14 protein-coding genes are annotated in these 16,679 nt (G+C 65.2%); 9 read left to right on the top strand and 5 right to left on the bottom strand.

Annotated features, from left to right (window positions below; translation table 11 throughout):
* The first annotated feature begins 29 nt into the window (after positions 1-29).
* From ACN0V4_RS15705 to ACN0V4_RS15690, 4 genes are all read left to right on the top strand, one after another.
* On the top strand, positions 30-1,190 hold the full coding sequence (locus ACN0V4_RS15705) for an ABC transporter substrate-binding protein (RefSeq protein WP_417677776.1): 1,161 nt from the start codon (positions 30-32) through the stop codon (positions 1,188-1,190).
* Positions 1,191-1,454: 264 nt separating this feature from the next.
* On the top strand, positions 1,455-2,513 hold the full coding sequence (locus tag ACN0V4_RS15700) for a TRAP transporter substrate-binding protein (RefSeq protein WP_417677774.1): 1,059 nt from the start codon (positions 1,455-1,457) through the stop codon (positions 2,511-2,513).
* Positions 2,514-2,586: 73 nt separating this feature from the next.
* Complete coding sequence (locus ACN0V4_RS15695; protein ID WP_417677772.1) at positions 2,587-3,189, top strand: TRAP transporter small permease; 603 nt, start codon at positions 2,587-2,589, stop codon at positions 3,187-3,189.
* A complete protein-coding gene (locus ACN0V4_RS15690) occupies positions 3,186-4,682 on the top strand; it encodes a TRAP transporter large permease (protein ID WP_417677770.1) in 1,497 nt (498 codons plus the stop codon). The genes ACN0V4_RS15695 and ACN0V4_RS15690 overlap by 4 nt, the downstream gene beginning before the upstream one ends.
* 75 nt (positions 4,683-4,757) lie before the next feature.
* On the opposite strand, the gene ACN0V4_RS15685 is transcribed toward ACN0V4_RS15690, so the two are convergent.
* Positions 4,758-5,981: an FAD-dependent monooxygenase gene (locus ACN0V4_RS15685; protein ID WP_417677768.1), complete on the bottom strand. Its 1,224-nt coding sequence runs from the start codon at positions 5,979-5,981 to the stop codon at positions 4,758-4,760.
* 88 nt (positions 5,982-6,069) lie between these two features.
* Here ACN0V4_RS15685 and ACN0V4_RS15680 point away from each other — a divergent pair, with 88 nt between their 5' ends.
* The 4 genes from ACN0V4_RS15680 (at position 6,070) to ACN0V4_RS15665 (ending at position 12,809) form a co-directional block, all read left to right on the top strand.
* Complete coding sequence (locus tag ACN0V4_RS15680) at positions 6,070-7,401, top strand: amidase (protein ID WP_417677766.1); 1,332 nt, start codon at positions 6,070-6,072, stop codon at positions 7,399-7,401.
* A 110-nt stretch (positions 7,402-7,511) separates the two neighbouring features.
* The gene (locus tag ACN0V4_RS15675; protein WP_417677764.1) at positions 7,512-8,693 is read left to right on the top strand and encodes an aminotransferase class I/II-fold pyridoxal phosphate-dependent enzyme; all 1,182 of its coding nucleotides are present in this window, start codon (positions 7,512-7,514) and stop codon (positions 8,691-8,693) included.
* A gap of 29 nt (positions 8,694-8,722) precedes the next feature.
* Positions 8,723-12,097 (top strand): DNA translocase FtsK 4TM domain-containing protein, encoded by a 3,375-nt coding sequence (locus ACN0V4_RS15670; protein ID WP_417677762.1) that lies wholly within the window; start codon positions 8,723-8,725, stop codon positions 12,095-12,097.
* A gap of 76 nt (positions 12,098-12,173) precedes the next feature.
* Positions 12,174-12,809, top strand: coding sequence for a LolA family protein (locus ACN0V4_RS15665; RefSeq protein WP_417677760.1), 636 nt, complete (start codon positions 12,174-12,176; stop codon positions 12,807-12,809).
* 13 nt (positions 12,810-12,822) lie between these two features.
* Here ACN0V4_RS15665 and ACN0V4_RS15660 read toward each other — a convergent pair whose 3' ends face one another.
* The gene (locus tag ACN0V4_RS15660) at positions 12,823-13,401 is read right to left on the bottom strand and encodes a transglycosylase SLT domain-containing protein (RefSeq protein WP_417677758.1); all 579 of its coding nucleotides are present in this window, start codon (positions 13,399-13,401) and stop codon (positions 12,823-12,825) included.
* A 213-nt stretch (positions 13,402-13,614) separates the two neighbouring features.
* Between ACN0V4_RS15660 and hspQ the strand changes: the two genes are divergently transcribed.
* Positions 13,615-13,941, top strand: coding sequence for a heat shock protein HspQ (gene hspQ / locus ACN0V4_RS15655; RefSeq protein WP_417677756.1), 327 nt, complete (start codon positions 13,615-13,617; stop codon positions 13,939-13,941).
* Between the two features lie 72 nt (positions 13,942-14,013).
* On the opposite strand, the gene ACN0V4_RS15650 is transcribed toward hspQ, so the two are convergent.
* The 3 genes from ACN0V4_RS15650 to ACN0V4_RS15640 all read right to left on the bottom strand — a co-directional run bounded on the left by ACN0V4_RS15650 (position 14,014) and on the right by ACN0V4_RS15640 (position 16,653).
* Positions 14,014-15,588, bottom strand: coding sequence for a gamma-glutamyltransferase family protein (locus tag ACN0V4_RS15650; protein WP_417677754.1), 1,575 nt, complete (start codon positions 15,586-15,588; stop codon positions 14,014-14,016).
* Between the two features lie 219 nt (positions 15,589-15,807).
* Positions 15,808-16,275 (bottom strand): ATP-binding protein, encoded by a 468-nt coding sequence (locus tag ACN0V4_RS15645; protein WP_417677752.1) that lies wholly within the window; start codon positions 16,273-16,275, stop codon positions 15,808-15,810.
* 39 nt (positions 16,276-16,314) lie between these two features.
* Positions 16,315-16,653 (bottom strand): STAS domain-containing protein, encoded by a 339-nt coding sequence (locus tag ACN0V4_RS15640; RefSeq protein WP_417677750.1) that lies wholly within the window; start codon positions 16,651-16,653, stop codon positions 16,315-16,317.
* Positions 16,654-16,679: the final 26 nt, after the last annotated feature.

The raw sequence follows: 16,679 nt of genomic DNA, 5'->3' as shown, positions 1-16,679 counted from the left end.
GCCGCGCCGGCGCAACGGGAGGAACGATAATGAAGAGACTGACCAAGGCCCTTGCCGCATTGGCCGTCGCCGCCGGGATGACCGGCATGGCGCAGGCCGCCACCCAGGGGGTGAGCGATGACGAGGTCGTCATCGGCTCTGTCAACGACCTGAGCGGCGTTTTCGCCGCCATCGGCGTGCCGGCGGTGAACGGCGCCCAGCTGCGGTTTGACGAGATCAACGCGGAGGGCGGCGTCTATGGTCGCAAGATCCGTTTTGTCGTCGAGGACAACGGATATCAGATCCCGCGAGCGATGCAGGGCTATAACAAGCTGCTCAATCGTGACAAGGTCTTCGCCATGCTGCTGTCGATGGGCACGCCGATGAACCTGGCGGGCTTCAAGCTGCTCGATCCCAAGGGAATTCCGAACATCAGCCCGCTGTCCGCCGCCCGCGAGATGCTGCAGGAGCCGACGCACAACAAGTTCACCGGGTTTTCCAGCTACTGGGATCAGGTGCAGGTCGGGGTGGAGTATCTGGCCAAGGAAAAGGGTGCGACCAAGATTTGCACCATGTATCTGCCCACCGACTTCGGCGAGGAGATCGCGGGCAGTGCCCGGGATGTCAGCACCAGGCTGGGTCTGACCCTGGCCGGAGAGACCACCCACAAGCCGGATGAGCTGGATTTTGTCGGCTCCCTGACCAAGCTGAAGGCCGAGGGCTGTCAGGTGATCGTGATGGCGCTGGGGGTGCGTCAGGCAATCACCGTTGTCGGTACCGCCAAGAAGCTGGGCTGGGACGACGTGACCTTCATGAATACCTCGGCCGGTTTCCTGTCGGCGGTGGCCGCCGTGCCCGGCGGGGTGACCGAGGGGCTCTATGCCTCGTCGGGGTGGGTCGACATGAAGGCGCGCGCCGATCAACCCGAGGTGGCCAAGTTCATCGCCGACTACAAGGCGAAGTTCAATCAGGACCCGGGCGGCTTTGCGCTCCTGGGCTATGCCGCGGCGGACACGCTGGTGCGCGCGCTTCAGGCCGCCGGCCCGGATCTGACCCAGGACAGTTTCATCAAGGGGATGGAGACCCTCGATTACTATGATCCGCTCAGCGACACCAAGATCACCTATGGCCCCGAGGATCATCAGGGCGTCGATGATGTGGTGATCTCGATCGTCGAGAACGGCCAGTGGAAGGTGCTCGACCGGCGCTGACATATTCCCCGCCACCTGGCGACCTGGAGCCGGTGCGCGCCGTCGCATCGGCTCCTTTTGTCCGTCGCCGGGTCACAGCTACAACAAAAAAGAATGGTAGTTACCAAAATCCTGATTTGCACAGTGTTCCTGTTACATTAAACAGGTCACTCAATCGTATGCGCTGCTGAAGGGAAGAGGAACGAGGCGGGCTCCGCTGGCAGGCAGTCGCGAACGGTGGATTTGGCAATTTCGTTGCCATGACTGGTCAAAGGGAGGACTCACATGACCAATCGGAGAACTGTGCTGCGCGCCGTGGGCGGGGCAGCCCTGGCTGCGCTGACCACTGGGTTGCTGGCGACGTCGGCGCTGGCGCAGGAGGTCACGCTGAAGCTGCATCAATTCCTGCCGGCCCAGGCCAATGTGCCAAAGCTGGTTCTGGATGTCTGGGCCGACAATGTCGAAAAAGACTCCGGTGGCCGGATCAAGGTTGACCGCTATCCTTCGATGCAGCTTGGCGGCAAGCCGACAGAGCTGATGGATCAGGCGATCGACGGCGTTGCCGATGTGGTCTGGACCGTGGTGGGCTATACCCCCGGCCGCTTCCCCTCGACCGAGGTCTTTGAACTGCCCTTCATGATGACGAACGCGCGCGCCACCACTCGCGCCTATTACGAGATGTTCGAAGAGCACATGAAGGACACCGAATTCAAGGATGTCCATATCCTGGGCGCCTGGGTGCATGGTCCCGGCCTGATCCATACCGCCGATCCGGTTGAACATCCCTCGGACATGCAGGGGATGAAGATCCGCGGCGGGTCGCGTCAGGTCAACGCGCTCTTGACCCAGCTTGGCGCCACTCCGGTCGGCATGCCGGTGCCGGCGATTTCCGAGGCGCTGAGCAAGGGTGTGATCGACGGCACCACCATCCCGTGGGAAGTCACCCCGTCGCTCAAGGTGCCGGAGCTGGTCGAGAACCACACCGAATTCGAAGGCTCGGCTCTTTATACCGTGACCTTCGTTCTGGCGATGAACAAGCAGAAGTACGACAGCCTGCCCGATGACCTGAAAAAGGTGATCGACGACAATTCCGGGCTGGAATTCTCGATCTTCGCCGGTGGCACGCAGGCCGATGCCGATGGTCCCGCCCGTCAGGCTGCCGTGGATATGGGCAACAACATCATCACCCTGACCCCGGAACAGACCGAGGAATGGCGCGTTGCGGCCCAGCCGGTCTATGACCAATGGCTTGCCGACATGCAGTCCAAGGGCATCGACGGCCAGGCGCTGCTGGACGAGGCGCGCGCGCTGATCGCGAAATATACGCCGATGTATCAGAACTGATCGCTTGCGCGATCGGATCCCGGGCCGCGGCGGCGCTGGGTCGCCGCGGCCCCGTCTTTGAGGGTGGGAGCCAATGCAGAAACTGATGAGGGGACTGTCCCGGTTCATGGCCGTGGCCGGGGGGCTGGTGTTGAGCGCGCTGATCGTGCTGACCTGCCTGTCGATCGCCGGGCGGCTGCTGAACGGTGCGTTTCACAGCAACCTGATGCGCGACATCGCGCCGGGCTTTTCAAGATGGATGATTGAGCACGGCGTCGGCCCGATCAACGGCGATTTCGAACTGGTCGAGGCCGGTGTCGCCTTTGCCATCTTCGCCTTTCTGCCGCTGTGCCAGATCACCGCTGGGCATGCCTCGGTCGATGTGCTGACGAACTTGTTTTCGGCCCGGGTGAACCGGGTTTTGCGGATGCTGACCGAGATGCTCTTTGCCGCGGTCCTGGTGCTGATCGCCTGGAAGCTGTTCGACGGGATGATGTCGAAGAAAGAGCATGGCGAAACCTCCTTTCTCCTGCAGTTCCCGCTCTGGTGGGCCTATGCCGCGAGTCTGGTGGGCGCGGTCGCCGCTGCTGTCGTGGGGGTCTATATGGCCGGCGTCCGGATATCCGAATGCCTGACCGGCCGAATTCAAATCTGGGACGGGATCGAGACCGGCCACCCGATGGAGACTGAACAATGAGCGCACTTGACGTCGGGATCGCCTCCTTTCCGGTGCTGATGATCCTGATCTTCCTGCGGGTTCCGATCGGGTTGGCGATGTTCGTGGTGGGGCTGGGCGGGCTGGTGATGGTCACCGGTGACACCACCGTCGCCTTCGCCCGGCTGAAAAGCGAAACCTACGGCACCTTCTCGAGCTATTCGCTGACCATCGTGCCGATGTTCCTGCTGATGGGCCATTTCGCCACCCTTGGGGGCATGTCCCAGGCGCTGTTCAAGGCGGCGGAAAGCTGGCTCGGCCACCGCAAGGGCGGTGTCGCCATGGCGGCGATCGGCGCCTGCGCCGGCTTTGGGGCGATCTGCGGTTCCTCGCTCGCCACCGCGGCCACCATGGGCCGGGTCGCCCTGCCGGAACTCAGGCGCTATGGCTATGAGGGGGGCTTTTCCACCGCCACTTTGGCGGCCGGCGGCACGCTGGGCATTCTGATCCCGCCCTCGGTGGTGCTGGTGATCTATGCCATCCTGACCGAGCAGAACATCGCCAAGCTGTTCCTCGCGGCCTTCATTCCCGGCCTGTTGGCGGCGCTCTGCTATGTTCTGGCGATTTCCGTCTATGTCCGGCTCTATCCCAAATCCGCCGGGGTGCGGCCGCGGGTGCCCTATGCCGATCGGCTGACCGCGCTGTTCAAGGTCTGGCCGGTGCTGCTGGTCTTCGGGCTGGTGGTCGGCGGCATCTATCTGGGTTGGTTCACCCCGACCGAGGGCGCCGCGGTCGGGGCCGCCGGCACCGGGCTGATCGCCTTCCTGAACGGCGGGCTCACCCGCGCCACTCTGGTCGACAGCTTCTATGTCACCGCCCGTTCGACCGCGATGATCTTCTTCATCGTGCTGGGGGCAGGATTCTATAACGGCTTTCTCGCCCTGACCCAGGTGCCGCAGGAGCTGTCGAATTTTGTCGTCGGCCAGGGCTTCAGCCCCTGGGTGGTTCTGGCGCTGATCCTGGTCTTCTATCTGGTCTTCGGCTGCCTGATGGACAGCCTGTCGATGATCCTGCTGACCATTCCGATCTTTTATCCGGTCATCAGCGCAATGGATTTCGGGCTGGTGCATCTGGCCGACCTGCAGGCCAGCGCGGCGATGGAGGTGCTCAAGCACGGCGTGCCGGACGGCATGGCGGCGGATATGTTCGACTCGATCAAGAGCGCCATCGCCACCGGGGCGGAGCTGACCCGCGACCAGATGAAGGCGCTGGATATCCGCGTGACCAAGGCCATGGCCAACCGGATCGAGACCGAACATGTCGCCATCTGGTTCGGCATTCTGGTGCTGATCGTGGTCGAGGTCGGGCTGATCACCCCGCCGGTGGGGATGAACCTGTTCATCATCAACGCGATGGATCGCAAGACGCGGATGGTCGACACCTATAAGGCGGTGATGTTCTTCGTCACCTCGGACATCCTGCGGGTGATCCTGCTGGTGGCCTTCCCCTCGATCACCCTGTTCCTGCTGCACTAGCGGCGGGAGCCAGGGACGAACTCAGACCCGGTCCCCCGCGTGGGGGCCGGGCCTTTGCATGCCGGGGCAGGGGGATCAGATCGGCTGACCGCGCAGCAGGCGGGGCAGATCGCCGGTCAGCCCGGCAGCCTCGCGGATGAAGGTGCGGCGCAGCGGCGGCAGGGCGTTGACCAGCCCCAGCCCCAGATCGCGGCCCAGCCGCAGGATCGGGTTGTCGTTGGAAAAGAGCTTGTTGAAGGCATCGGTCGCCAGCGCCAGCGTCGCGGTGTCGAACCGGCGCCATTGCTGATAGCGTTCCATCACGTCGCCGGCGCCGATATCCTGCCCGCGCCGGGCGGCCTCGACCACCACCTCGGCCAATGCGCCGACGTCGCGCAGCCCGGCATTCAGCCCCTGGCCTGCGATCGGGTGCATCCCATGCGCCGCATCGCCCACCAGCGCCAGCCGTTCGGCGATGAAGCTGTTGGCGACGGTCAGGTTCAGCGGATAGCTCCAGCGCCGACCGGCCAGCTTGATCTCGCCCAGAAAATCGCCAAAGCGCGGCCGCAGCGCGGCCAGATATTCATCTTCGGGCAGGGCGTTGATCGCCGCCGCCATCTCGGTCCGTTCGCTCCAGACGATGGAACTGCGGTTGCCGGTCAGCGGCAGGATCGCCAGCGGGCCGGGTGGCATGAAGAACTGATGCGCGATGCCGTGATGCGGTTTTTCGTGTTCGATGGCGCAGACCAGCCCGGTCTGGCCGTAATCCCAGCCGGTGCGCTTGATGCCGGCGCGGCGCGCGGTGCCGCTGGCGCGCCCGTCGCAGCCGACCAGCAGCTTGGCCGAGAGCACCCGCCCGTCGGCCAGCGTCACGCTGATCCGGCCCGGTTCGGCCTCCTGGGCGATGACGGTGCCGGCGATCTGGGTGATGCCGGGGTCTTCGTCCATCGCCTGCAGAAAGGCGGGGCGCAGGTGCCGGTCCTCGACCATGAAGCCCATCGGGCCTTCCTCGATCTCGGTATGGTCGAAATGCAGGAAGAAGGGCGAGGGGCCTTCGCCGGCATGGCCATCGGTGACCTTGATGTCGAGCATCGGCTGCGCCTCGGCCGCGACGCGGGACCAGACGCCGATGCCGTCCAGCAGCCGTTTCGACGCCAGCGCCAGCGCATAGGCGCGCCCGTCAAAGCCCGCGTCCTTGCGGGCGCTTTCGGGCAGGGCGTCGATGACGGTGACGCGCTGGCCCGCTCGGGCCAGTGCCAAGGCCAGCGCCGGGCCGTTCAGCCCGCCGCCCACGATCAGGATATCGGAATCTTCAGTCATGGCGGGCACTATGCCTTTGGCTTCGGGATTGTCCATGCGCGGTGCTGTCGCTACCGTCATGAAAAAGCAAATCAGCAGGGGAACCGGGATGCAAGACTGGTTGAAGATGACGGCGGCGGATCTGGGGCGAGGCATCGGCGCGGGTGAGATCGACCCGGTCGATCTGGCCGAGACCTATCTGGACGCCATCATGGAACATCCGATGCGGGAGCGGATCTATGCCCGTCTGACGCCGCATCGCGCCCGGGCCGAGGCTGGCGCGGCGCGCGCCCGGGCCCGTGCGGGGCAGCGGCTGTCGCCGCTCGACGGGGTGCCGATCAGTTGGAAGGATCTGTTCGACAGCGCCGGCACTGCGACCGAGGCGGGATCGGCCCTGCTGAAGGGGCGGGTGCCGCGTCATGACGCCCTGGTGCTCAGGAACGCCTCGGCCATGGGGCTGGTTTGTCTCGGCAAGACGCATATGAGCGAACTCGCCTTTTCCGGCCTCGGGCTGAACCCGATCACCGCGACCTCGCCCAACGTGAACTATCCCAACGGCGCGCCCGGGGGGTCGTCCTCCGGTGCCGCGGCTTCGGTCGCCTTCGGGCTGGCGGCGGCCGGGATCGGGTCGGATACCGGCGGATCGGTGCGCATTCCCTCGGCCTGGAATGATCTGGTCGGGCTCAAGACCACCTCGGGCCGGCTCAGCCTGGAAGGGGTGGTGCCGCTCTGCCTGAAATTCGACACCGTCGGCCCGCTGGCCCGCAGTGTCGAGGATGCCGCGCTGCTGTTCGCGGCGCTCGATGGCAAGGCCCATGCGCCCGATCTGCGCGGTGCCACGCTGGAGGGCAAGCGGTTGGCGGTGTTGAAGACCGTCGCGCTTGACGATCTGCGGGAGGCGCCCGAACGCGCCTTTGCCGAGGCGCTGACCCGGCTCAGCATGGCCGGGGCCGAGATCGTCGAGATCGAGGTGCCCGAACTGGCCGAGGCCTTTACCCTGACCCCTGTGCTTTATACCGGCGAGGCTTATGGGCTCTGGCGCGATGTGATCGAGGCCAATCCGGAGGCGATGTTCTCGGAGATCCGCGAGCGGTTCCGGGCCGGCGCCAAATTCTCCGCCCCCGATTATGTTGCCGCCTGGTCGCGGCTGATGGCGATCCGGCTGGTCTGGGACGAGGCGGTGGCGAGCTTCGATGCGGTGCTCTGCCCGACCTCGCCGATTCTGCCGCCCGATCTGGACCGGCTCGAGGAGGATTCGGACTATTATGTCACTGAAAACCTGCTGGCGCTTCGCAATACCCGGGTCGGTAACCTGATGGGGCTCTGCTCGGTCTCGCTGCCGACGGGCACGCCAAGTTGCGGTCTGCAGCTCATGGCGGCGCCCGGGACGGAGCCTGCTTTGCTGCGCCTTGCGGCCGCGGCAGAGGCGGCGCTGGCCTGATTGCCACATTTGCCCAAAGCTTCATCGGCTTAGTCTGGACGCACGCCTGTCCTTTCTGTAACCTCCCCAGCAAACGGGACGTCAATGATCCCGATCCAGAGGCAGACATAATGGACTATCCTGAGCGGTTTTCGAACCTGCCGCCCTATGCGTTTCCGCGCCTGCGCGCGCTGCTGGACGATCATGCGCCCGGCGGTGAGGTCGTGCACATGACCATTGGGGAGCCGAAACACACCTTCCCCGAGTGGGTCACCAGGGTGATTGTCGAGAATGCGGCGGGCTTCAACAACTATCCGCCGAACGAAGGCACGCCCGAGTTGCGCGGCGCCATCGCCGACTGGATGGGGCGCCGCTATGGCGTGCCGGTCGATCCCGAGACCCAGGTCATGACGCTGAACGGCACCCGCGAGGGGCTTTATAACGCCGCCATGGCGCTTTGCCCCGAGACCAAGAACGGGCAAAAGCCGGTGGTTCTGATCCCGAACCCCTTCTATCAGGTCTATATGATCGCGGCGATTTCCGTGGGGGCCGAGCCGGTGTTCCTGCCGGCCACCGCGGCGACCGGCCATCTGCCCGATTTCTCCGCCCTGTCGGAAGAGGTGCTTAACCGCACCGCCATCGCCTATGTCTGCTCGCCCGCGAACCCGCAGGGCGCGGTGGCGAGCCGGGAGTATTGGGCCGATCTGATCGCCCTGGCCGAGAAATATGATTTCCGCATCTTCGCCGATGAATGCTATTCGGAAATCTACCGTGACACCCCGCCGCCGGGCGCCTTGACCGTGGCGCGGGACATGGGCGCCGATCCCGAACGGGTGACGCTGTTCAATTCGCTGTCGAAACGGTCGAACCTGCCCGGGTTGCGCGCCGGTTTCGTCGCCGGCGGGCCGGGCAGCGTGGCGCGGATGAAGACGCTGCGCGCCTATTCCGGGGCGCCGATCCCGGGGCCGCTGCAGGCCGCCGCGGCCGCCGTCTGGGCGGACGAGGCGCATGTGGTCGAAAACCGCGCGCTTTATCAGGCGAAATACCTGGTCGCGGACGAGGTTTTTGCGGGCGTGCAGGGCTACATGCCGCCCGAGGCGGGCTTTTTCCTCTGGCTGCCGGTCGACGACGGCGAGGATGCGGCGAAAAAGCTCTGGCAGGACACCGGGCTCAGGGTGCTGCCCGGCGCCTATCTGGCGCGCGAGGTGGATGGCTTTAACCCCGGCAAGGGGTTCATCCGGGTGGCGATGGTGGCACCCGAAGATCAACTCCGCGAGGCGCTTTGGCGCCTGCGGGATTGCCTCTACGGATAACAAGAAACGAAGCAGAACCGAGGACAGGCATGGCATATCAGACTCGCAGCCGCGACCCGCTGCTCGACAGCGACATGCAGGCGGTCATCGAGAAACGCGGCAAGGAACTGATCGGGATCGCCCTGATCTGTCTGGGCCTGGCTGCGGCAGCGATGATCGGCTCCTATACGCCGGACGATCCGAACTGGATGGTCTCGACCGACGCGCCGGTGCAGAACTGGCTGGGACGGCTTGGCGCCTCGATCGCCGCGCCGCTGTTCATGGTCGTGGGCGGCGGCAGTTGGGGCATTGCGCTCGTGCTGATCGGCTGGGGGCTGCGCTATGCCTTCCACAGTGGTGAGGACCGCGCGGTATCGCGACTGATCTTTACCCCGATCGCCATCGTCCTCGGTTCGGTCTATGCCGCCACCCTGGTTCCGGGGGATCTCTGGCGTGCCACCCACAGCTTTGGCCTGGGCGGGCTGTTCGGCGATACCGTGGTGGGCGCGCTGCTCACGCTGCTGCCGTTCGGGTCGCATTTCGCGGTGAAATTCCTGTCGCTGATGGCCGCCGTCGCCATGCTGGGGATGGGGGCCTTCGTGCTGGGGTTCACCCGTCCCGAGGTGACGCGCCTGCTGCGCTTCATCATGGTCGGCATGATCATGGTCTATGGGTTTGTCGCCAGCTTGCTGGGCAAGGGCGGCGTCGGCGCGGCGCAGATGGCGCGGCGCAAGATGGTCGATTTCTCCAGCCACCTGGCCGAGCGGCGCGAAAGGATCGCTGCCGAGCGCGCCTATAAGCAACAGATCGCCTGGGATGCCGAGCAGGCCCGCGCGGCTGAGGAGGCTGCGGCCTGGGCCGCGGTCGAGGAAGCCGAGGCGCAGGTGATCGAGCCCATCTATGAACCGGTCTATGCGGCACCGGTGGTGCCGCGGGTTCAGGCGCCTATCCCGGTGCACCGGCCGCAGGCGGCCGAATATGTTCCGCCGCAGGCGCAACCGCTGCAAGCTCAGCCGGCGCAGTTCCCGCCGATGCAGGCCGAGCCGCCGCGGCCGGCCTTGCGTCCTGAACCGCCGATGGCGACCGCCGCGCCGGTGGCCGCACCGGCGACGGTGGTGGCGGCCCCGTCCGTGCCGCGCCGTGAACCGGTGGCCGAAGAGCGCGTCGGGTTCCTGTCGCGGATGCCGTCGCTGCTGCGCCGGTCCGAACCCGCGCCGATGCTGGAACCTGAACTGGTCGAGGCCGACAGCTTTGCGGATGACTGCGACATGCCGGGCGACGATCGGATCCGCGCCAAGATTGCCGATGCGATCCGTGCCCGGTCGCAATCTGGCCTGCCGCCCGAGCCCGAGCCGCTGCCGGATCCGTCGCGCCCGCTGACCAAGGGCCGGGGATATGGGCCCAGACCCCTGCTGTTCAACCCGCTGCGCCGCGGCGCTGCGCCGGTTGCTGCCGCGCTGCCGCCGGAACCCCCGGTGACTGCGGCCCAGGTTGCCGCCCAGCCCGTTGTCGCCGCGCCGGCCCCGATGTCGGAACCGACACCGGCCCCGACCCTGCGCGCGCCCGAGCCGCATCCGGTGCAACAGCCGATGCCGCAGCCGCAGGTTCAGCCCGAGACCTATAGCGACCCCTATGCCGAGGCCTATGAGGCCGCCTATGCCGACAGCTATGTCGATTACGGCGATCCGGCCGAAATCGAGACGGATTACCCTGTCGACACGGTGGCTTATCAGTCCGAGCCCGAGCCTGAGGCGCATTATCCCGACCTGGCGCCGCTGCGTGCGGCCATCCCGCCGGTGCCGGAGCCGCGCAAGGTGGTCCAACCCCCGGTCCGCAAGCCGCTCGAGCCCTCGCGCCGGGCCCAGGCCGAGGCGCAGCCAGGGCTGACCTTCGAAGATCAGCAAAGCGATTTCGAACTGCCGCCGCTTGGCCTCCTGGCCAACCCGGCCGAGATCGAACGGCATTACCTCAGCGACGAGGCGCTGGAGGAAAACGCGCGGATGCTGGAAAACGTGCTCGACGACTATGGCGTCAAGGGCGAGATCGTCAGCGTGCGCCCCGGCCCCGTCGTCACCATGTACGAGCTGGAGCCGGCGCCGGGCCTCAAGGCCAGCCGCGTGATCGGCCTGGCGGACGATATCGCACGGTCGATGTCGGCGCTGTCGGCGCGGGTTTCCACCGTGCCGGGACGGTCGGTCATCGGGATCGAACTGCCGAACGAGAACCGCGAAAAGGTGGTGCTGCGCGAAATCCTCGCCGCCCGCGATTTCGGCGACAGCAAGATGAGCCTGCCCTTGGCGCTGGGCAAGGACATCGGCGGCGACGCGGTGGTGGCGAACCTGGCCAAGATGCCCCACCTGCTGATCGCCGGGACCACCGGCTCGGGTAAGTCGGTGGCGATCAACACCATGATCCTCAGCCTGCTTTACAAGCTGACGCCGGACGAATGCCGGCTGATCATGATCGACCCGAAGATGCTGGAACTTTCCGTCTATGACGGCATCCCGCATCTGCTGTCTCCCGTCGTCACCGATCCGAAGAAGGCGGTTGTCGCCCTGAAATGGACGGTGGGCGAGATGGAGGACCGCTATCGCAAGATGTCGAAGATGGGCGTGCGCAACATCGAAGGCTATAACGGCCGCGTGCGCGAGGCGCTGGCGAAGGGCGAGATGTTCTCCCGTACCGTGCAGACCGGTTTTGACGACGAGACCGGCGAGCCCGTGTTCGAGACCGAAGAATTCCAGCCCGTCGCGCTGCCCTATATCGTGGTGATCGTCGACGAGATGGCCGACCTGATGATGGTCGCGGGGAAAGAGATCGAGGCCTGCATCCAGCGTCTGGCGCAGATGGCGCGCGCCTCGGGCATTCACCTGATCATGGCGACGCAGCGGCCTTCGGTCGACGTCATCACCGGCACCATCAAGGCGAACTTCCCCACCCGGATTTCGTTCCAGGTGACCTCGAAGGTCGACAGCCGCACCATCCTGGGCGAACAGGGTGCCGAACAGCTTCTGGGCATGGGTGACATGCTCTATATGGCGGGCGGCGCCAAGATCATCCGTTGCCACGGCCCCTTCGTCTCGGACGAGGAGGTCGAAGAGGTGGTGACCCATCTCAAGCAGTTCGGCCCGCCGAGTTATGTCGGCACCGTTCTGGACGGCCCGGACGAGGACAAGGCGGACAGCATCGACGCCGTGCTGGGCCTGTCGACCGGCGGCAACACCGATGTCGAGGATGCGCTTTATGACACCGCCGTGCAGGTGGTGATCAAGGATCGCAAATGCTCGACCTCCTACATCCAGCGCAAGCTGGCGATCGGCTATAACAAGGCCGCGCGTCTGGTTGAGCAGATGGAGGAGGAAGGTCTCGTCAGCCCGGCCAACCATGTCGGCAAGCGCGAGATTCTGGTGCCGGAACAGCAGTAACGCCACATCGGCGCCCTTTCGCAGATCGCGCCCGCGCCGGCTTACAATCCGCGCGGGCGCTCTTATGTTGAGACCCATGAAACAGATTGCTTTCGCCTGTGCCCTCGCCCTGGCCGCGCCGCTGGCCGCGACCCTGCCTTTGGCCCTGACCGCGCCCGCCGCCCAGGCGGCCGAGAAATTGCCCCTGTCGGCGATCTCGGCCTATCTCAATAGCTTCAAGACGGCGAAAAGCCCGTTCACCCAGATCAATGACGACGGCACGCTGACGACCGGCACGCTGTACCTGCAACGTCCCGGGCGGGCGCGGTTCCAGTATGATCCGCCCAGCGGTGCGGCGGTGATCGTCGGGGCGGGGGCCGTGGTGATCCATGATCCGAAGTCGAATCAGCCGCCCGAAAGCTATCCGCTCAGCCGCACGCCGCTGTCGATCATCCTGGCCAGCCAGGTCGATCTGGGGCGGGCGAATATGGTGGTGGGGCATGACTTCGACGGCACCGCCACCATCGTCACCGCACAGGACCCCGATCACCCCGATGCCGGCAGCATCCAGTTGGTGTTCACCGACAACCCGGTCGAGCTGCGCAAATGGGTGATCAACGACGCCAGCGGTGCGCAGACCACGGTGATTCTGGGGGCGTTGCAGACCGGCATGTCGCTGAACGGCAGCCTGTTCACGGCCACTGGCGGCGGCGCACCTTCGGACCAGCGCTGAACCGGGGTCCGGTTCAGCGGCAGGAGGCCAGTTGCGCGTTGTACATCCGGGCACGCCGATCGACATCATCGGCGACCCGCAACAGCCAGCTCTTGTCCTGGTGCGAACCGCGGGCATAGCCGCCGTGGCCTTCGTGATAGGCGAGATACTGGTTGCGGGCATCGGCCAGGGCGATGCCATTGCGCTGATTGCTGCGCGTCATGTACCAGCCCATGAAATCGGTCGCATCGCGCATCCGGTCGCGTTTGGCGCGACGGTTGCCGGTGGATCGGCGATATTCGTCCCAGGTTCCGTCGAGCGCCTGGCTATAGCCATAGGCGCTGGATTGCCGCCCCATCGGCAGCACGCCCAGCACATAGCGGAAGGGCGTCCGCGCATCGGAACGATAGCGGCTTTCCTGATAGATCACCGCCATCTGCACATGAGTCGGCACGCCATACTTCCGCTCGGCGGCTTGGAAGGCGCGTTTGTACTCGGGACGTTCTGCCAGAATGCTGCAAGCGTTGTCCAAATTCCGTGGAGGCGCCTTATAGCCACCGCTACAAGACGCAAGAATCAGGATCAGCATTAATGCGCTCAGATGTCTGCTCATCTGCCTCGTGCCTTTTTTGGTGTGATTTTAGCGTATATTTCTTGGGGATGGAATCACATTCGCCGGAGCTTCGGCACGAAGGCGCCCGAAGCCGCCATCGCATGTCCTCACTGTCATATTCGGTTGTACAGATTGTTTCTTCGAAACCCGCCGGGGGGATTGGACAATCGGGGCATGATACGGTTAAGAACAAATGATAGGGGCTGTTTACCGATGCTGAAAACGCGCGCGAAATATCATCTGGGCCAGGTTGTGCGCCATCGGAAGCACCCGTTTCGCGGGGTGATTTTCGACGTCGATCCCGAGTTCTCCAATACTGACGAATGGTACGAGGCGATTCCCGAGGACAGCCGCCCGGTGAAGGATCAGCCCTTCTATCACCTGCTGGCCGAGAACGAGCATACTTATTACGTCGCCTATGTCTCCGAGCAGAACCTGATCGCCGACTATTCGGGCGAGCCGGTGGACCACCCCGACATCCCCGAGATGTTCGGCCCGTTCCAGGACGGTTCTTACCCCCTTCATTTCCAATTTAACTAAAATCTCGGCGCTTTTCAGCCCGGGATGAGGAGCCTCCGGACCCGCCTGAGCGGATCCGGCCTGTTTCTCTGTTCAGTACCCCAGGGCGCAGCCGTCCTTGCGCGGATCGCTGGCCGCCTCCAGCACCCCGTCGGGGCGGATGCGGATGGCCTGGGCGCCGCCGATCGGCTCTTCGGGGATCTCAACCTTGTGGCCCATATCGGCCAGCTCCTGCCGCACCGCGTCGGTATAGCCGCGCTCGACTCGCATGATCCCGGCATCGGTAAAGCTGCGCGGCGCATCCAGCGCGGCCTGCAGATCCATGCCGAAATCGCGCAGGTTGCTGACCACCCGCGCATGGCCGTTGGGCTGATAGGCGCCACCCATCACGCCGAACGGCATCAGCCCGCGCTCGTCGCGCAGCATCGCCGGGATGATCGTGTGCATCGGCCGGTTGCCGCCGATCAACTCGTTCGGGTGACCCTGGTTCAACGTGAAGCCGGCACCGCGATTCTGCAGCAGCACGCCGAAGCGGTCGCTGGCGATGCCGGAGCCGAAGCCGTAATAGATCGAATAGATGAGCGATACCGCCATGCGGTCGCGGTCGACCACGGTGATATAGATGGTATCCTTGTGCACCGCCTCGCTGACGGCGGGGGGATTGGCCATCGCGCGTTTCATGTCGACCAGCCCGGCGAGCTTTGCCGCGGTTTCGGGGGCGAGCATATGGTCCAGCCGCGTCATGCGGTCGGGGTCGGCGATGAAGCGGTTGCGCGCGTCATAGGCCAGCTTGGCCGCCTCCGCCTCGACATGGGCGCGCTCTGCGCCGAAGGGAGCCATCCCGGCGATGTCGAAATGCGACAGGATCTTCAGCATCAGGATCGCCGTGGCGCCCTGGCCGTTGGGCGGGTGCTCGAACAGATCGGCGCCGTTATAGGCGCCGGAGACGGGCCGGCCCGCGGTACAGCGGGTGGCGGCGAAATCGTCGAGCGTATGCACGCCCCCCAGCGCGTTGAGCGAGGCGCAGATATCCTCGGCCACCTCGCCGGAGTAAAACCCGTCGCGGCCCAGCTTCGCCACCCGCCTCAGCACTTCGGCCTGACCGGGCGCGCGGAAGAGTTCGCCCACTTTCGGCACCCGGCCGTCGATCAGATAGGTCTCGCGCGCGCGGCCCTTCAGGGCGGGCGCATCCTTGATCCAGTCAAACGCCACCCGGGGCGCCACCGGCACGCCCTCTTCGGCATAATGGATTGCCGGCGCCAGCAGGGTGTCGATCCCCAGCTTGCCGACGGTTTCCGACAGGTGGCAGAAGGCATCCATGGCGCCGGGGATGGTCACTGCCTCGACCTCCTGGACCGGGACCGTCTGCAGCCCGCGGTCGCGCAGCGCAGCGGCGCTCGCCGCTTTGGGCGCCCGACCCGAGCCGTTCATCGTCTTCATCTCGCCGGTCGCGGGGTCGGTATAAAGCACGAAGCAATCACCACCGATCCCGGTCATCTGCGGTTCGCAAATCCCCAGGAGCACGGCCCCGGCAATCGCCGCATCCATCGCATTGCCGCCGCGGCGCAGCGTATCGACGGCCACCTGTGCCGCCAAAGGATGCGACGTGGCGCACATCCCGTTTGTCGTCAGCACCTCGGACCGGCCGGGGCTCTGGAAATCGCGCATGACGATCACCTCCCTGTTGTTGCTGCCCGAGCTTAGGCAGCAACCCGGCCGATTGCCAACTGCTGCGGCAGGCCGATCAGGGGAGAAAGGGGAGAGAAGTCCTCGACGCCGCGCATTGGGTGGGGGCTATGACAGCGCGGCGTCGAGGGAAGCCTATTGCAGCTACCGCTCCCTTGTCGCTCAGCATTCGGGCAGCAGTTTGATGCGAATGCGGCAGTTTCAGGGCGCGACGCGGGATTGGGAACCTGCGTCGTCCTGTTCCTCAGGCAGGGCGAAGACCATCGACAGCGTGTTGCGCTGCGCCCGGCGGTCATAGCGGACCGCGCTGGTCAGCGCATGGATCAGCCCCCAGCCAAAGCCGCCTTCGGGCAATTCCTCGGCGCTGCCGGACAGATCATGGGGTCGGGGTTGGGGCATCTTGCCCTCCGGCATCGGCAGGCCGTTGTCAGAAATCCGCAGCACCAGCCGCTTGTCCTCCAGCCGCGCAGTGACGGTGATGCTGCCGTCGTCGCGTTCGCGATAGGCGTGTTCGGTGACGTTGTTCACCGCTTCGGCCAGCGCCAGTTCCACGTCACCGGCAATCTGCTCGGGCAGATCGAGCGCGCGCAGCCGTGCCATCACGGCGACGATGCCGCCGCGTGCAGCCAGCTCCGTGGCTCTGAACCTATGCGTGAAACGCTCTGGCATTGCGGTTATCCGCTACTCCGGCACACACGGGCCGCCGGTTCAGCCCTCAAGCCCGACCATGGCCTCGTCGATCGACGGAAACAGGGTGAAAACTGTATCCATGCGCGTCAGCCGCAACACTTTATCGACCAGCGGCGTCAGCCCGGCAAGATCCAGCCGCCGCTCGTCGCCAAGTTGCTTCATGGCCGCGACGATCGCGCCCAATCCGCTTGAGTCGATGAACTTCACCGCCGAGAGATCCAAGATCACCCGATCGGGCGCGCTTGCGGTCTCGGTACGCATGTCCTCCTTGAACTGGATGGCGACGGCCGCGTCGATCCGCTCGGCGTTGACGGTGACGATACGCGTGTCGCCCCTTTGTATACTGCTCAGGAACATGGCTCTCCTCAGGTGGTAATTCGGGC

This window comes from Pseudodonghicola sp., from assembly GCF_048268305.1.
Taxonomy (GTDB): Bacteria; Pseudomonadota; Alphaproteobacteria; order Rhodobacterales; family Rhodobacteraceae; genus Pseudodonghicola.
Note: the sequence above shows the minus strand (reverse complement) of the source record. Positions and strands in the feature narration are given on the sequence as shown.

Bases quoted from the DNA above. Each gene is read 5' to 3' on its own strand.
- ACN0V4_RS15690 (WP_417677770.1), top strand. From the start codon at position 3,186: ATGAGCGCACTTGACGTCGGGATCGCCTCCTTTCCGGTGCTGATGATC.
- ACN0V4_RS15640 (WP_417677750.1), bottom strand. From the start codon at position 16,653: ATGTTCCTGAGCAGTATACAAAGGGGCGACACGCGTATCGTCACCGTC.
- hspQ (WP_417677756.1), top strand. From the start codon at position 13,615: ATGCTGAAAACGCGCGCGAAATATCATCTGGGCCAGGTTGTGCGCCAT.
- ACN0V4_RS15695 (WP_417677772.1), top strand. From the start codon at position 2,587: ATGCAGAAACTGATGAGGGGACTGTCCCGGTTCATGGCCGTGGCCGGG.
- ACN0V4_RS15670 (WP_417677762.1), top strand. From the start codon at position 8,723: ATGGCATATCAGACTCGCAGCCGCGACCCGCTGCTCGACAGCGACATG.
- ACN0V4_RS15645 (WP_417677752.1), bottom strand. From the start codon at position 16,275: ATGCCAGAGCGTTTCACGCATAGGTTCAGAGCCACGGAGCTGGCTGCA.
- ACN0V4_RS15660 (WP_417677758.1), bottom strand. From the start codon at position 13,401: ATGAGCAGACATCTGAGCGCATTAATGCTGATCCTGATTCTTGCGTCT.
- ACN0V4_RS15650 (WP_417677754.1), bottom strand. From the start codon at position 15,588: ATGCGCGATTTCCAGAGCCCCGGCCGGTCCGAGGTGCTGACGACAAAC.
- ACN0V4_RS15680 (WP_417677766.1), top strand. From the start codon at position 6,070: ATGCAAGACTGGTTGAAGATGACGGCGGCGGATCTGGGGCGAGGCATC.
- ACN0V4_RS15685 (WP_417677768.1), bottom strand. From the start codon at position 5,981: ATGACTGAAGATTCCGATATCCTGATCGTGGGCGGCGGGCTGAACGGC.
- ACN0V4_RS15675 (WP_417677764.1), top strand. From the start codon at position 7,512: ATGGACTATCCTGAGCGGTTTTCGAACCTGCCGCCCTATGCGTTTCCG.
- ACN0V4_RS15705 (WP_417677776.1), top strand. From the start codon at position 30: ATGAAGAGACTGACCAAGGCCCTTGCCGCATTGGCCGTCGCCGCCGGG.
- ACN0V4_RS15665 (WP_417677760.1), top strand. From the start codon at position 12,174: ATGAAACAGATTGCTTTCGCCTGTGCCCTCGCCCTGGCCGCGCCGCTG.
- ACN0V4_RS15700 (WP_417677774.1), top strand. From the start codon at position 1,455: ATGACCAATCGGAGAACTGTGCTGCGCGCCGTGGGCGGGGCAGCCCTG.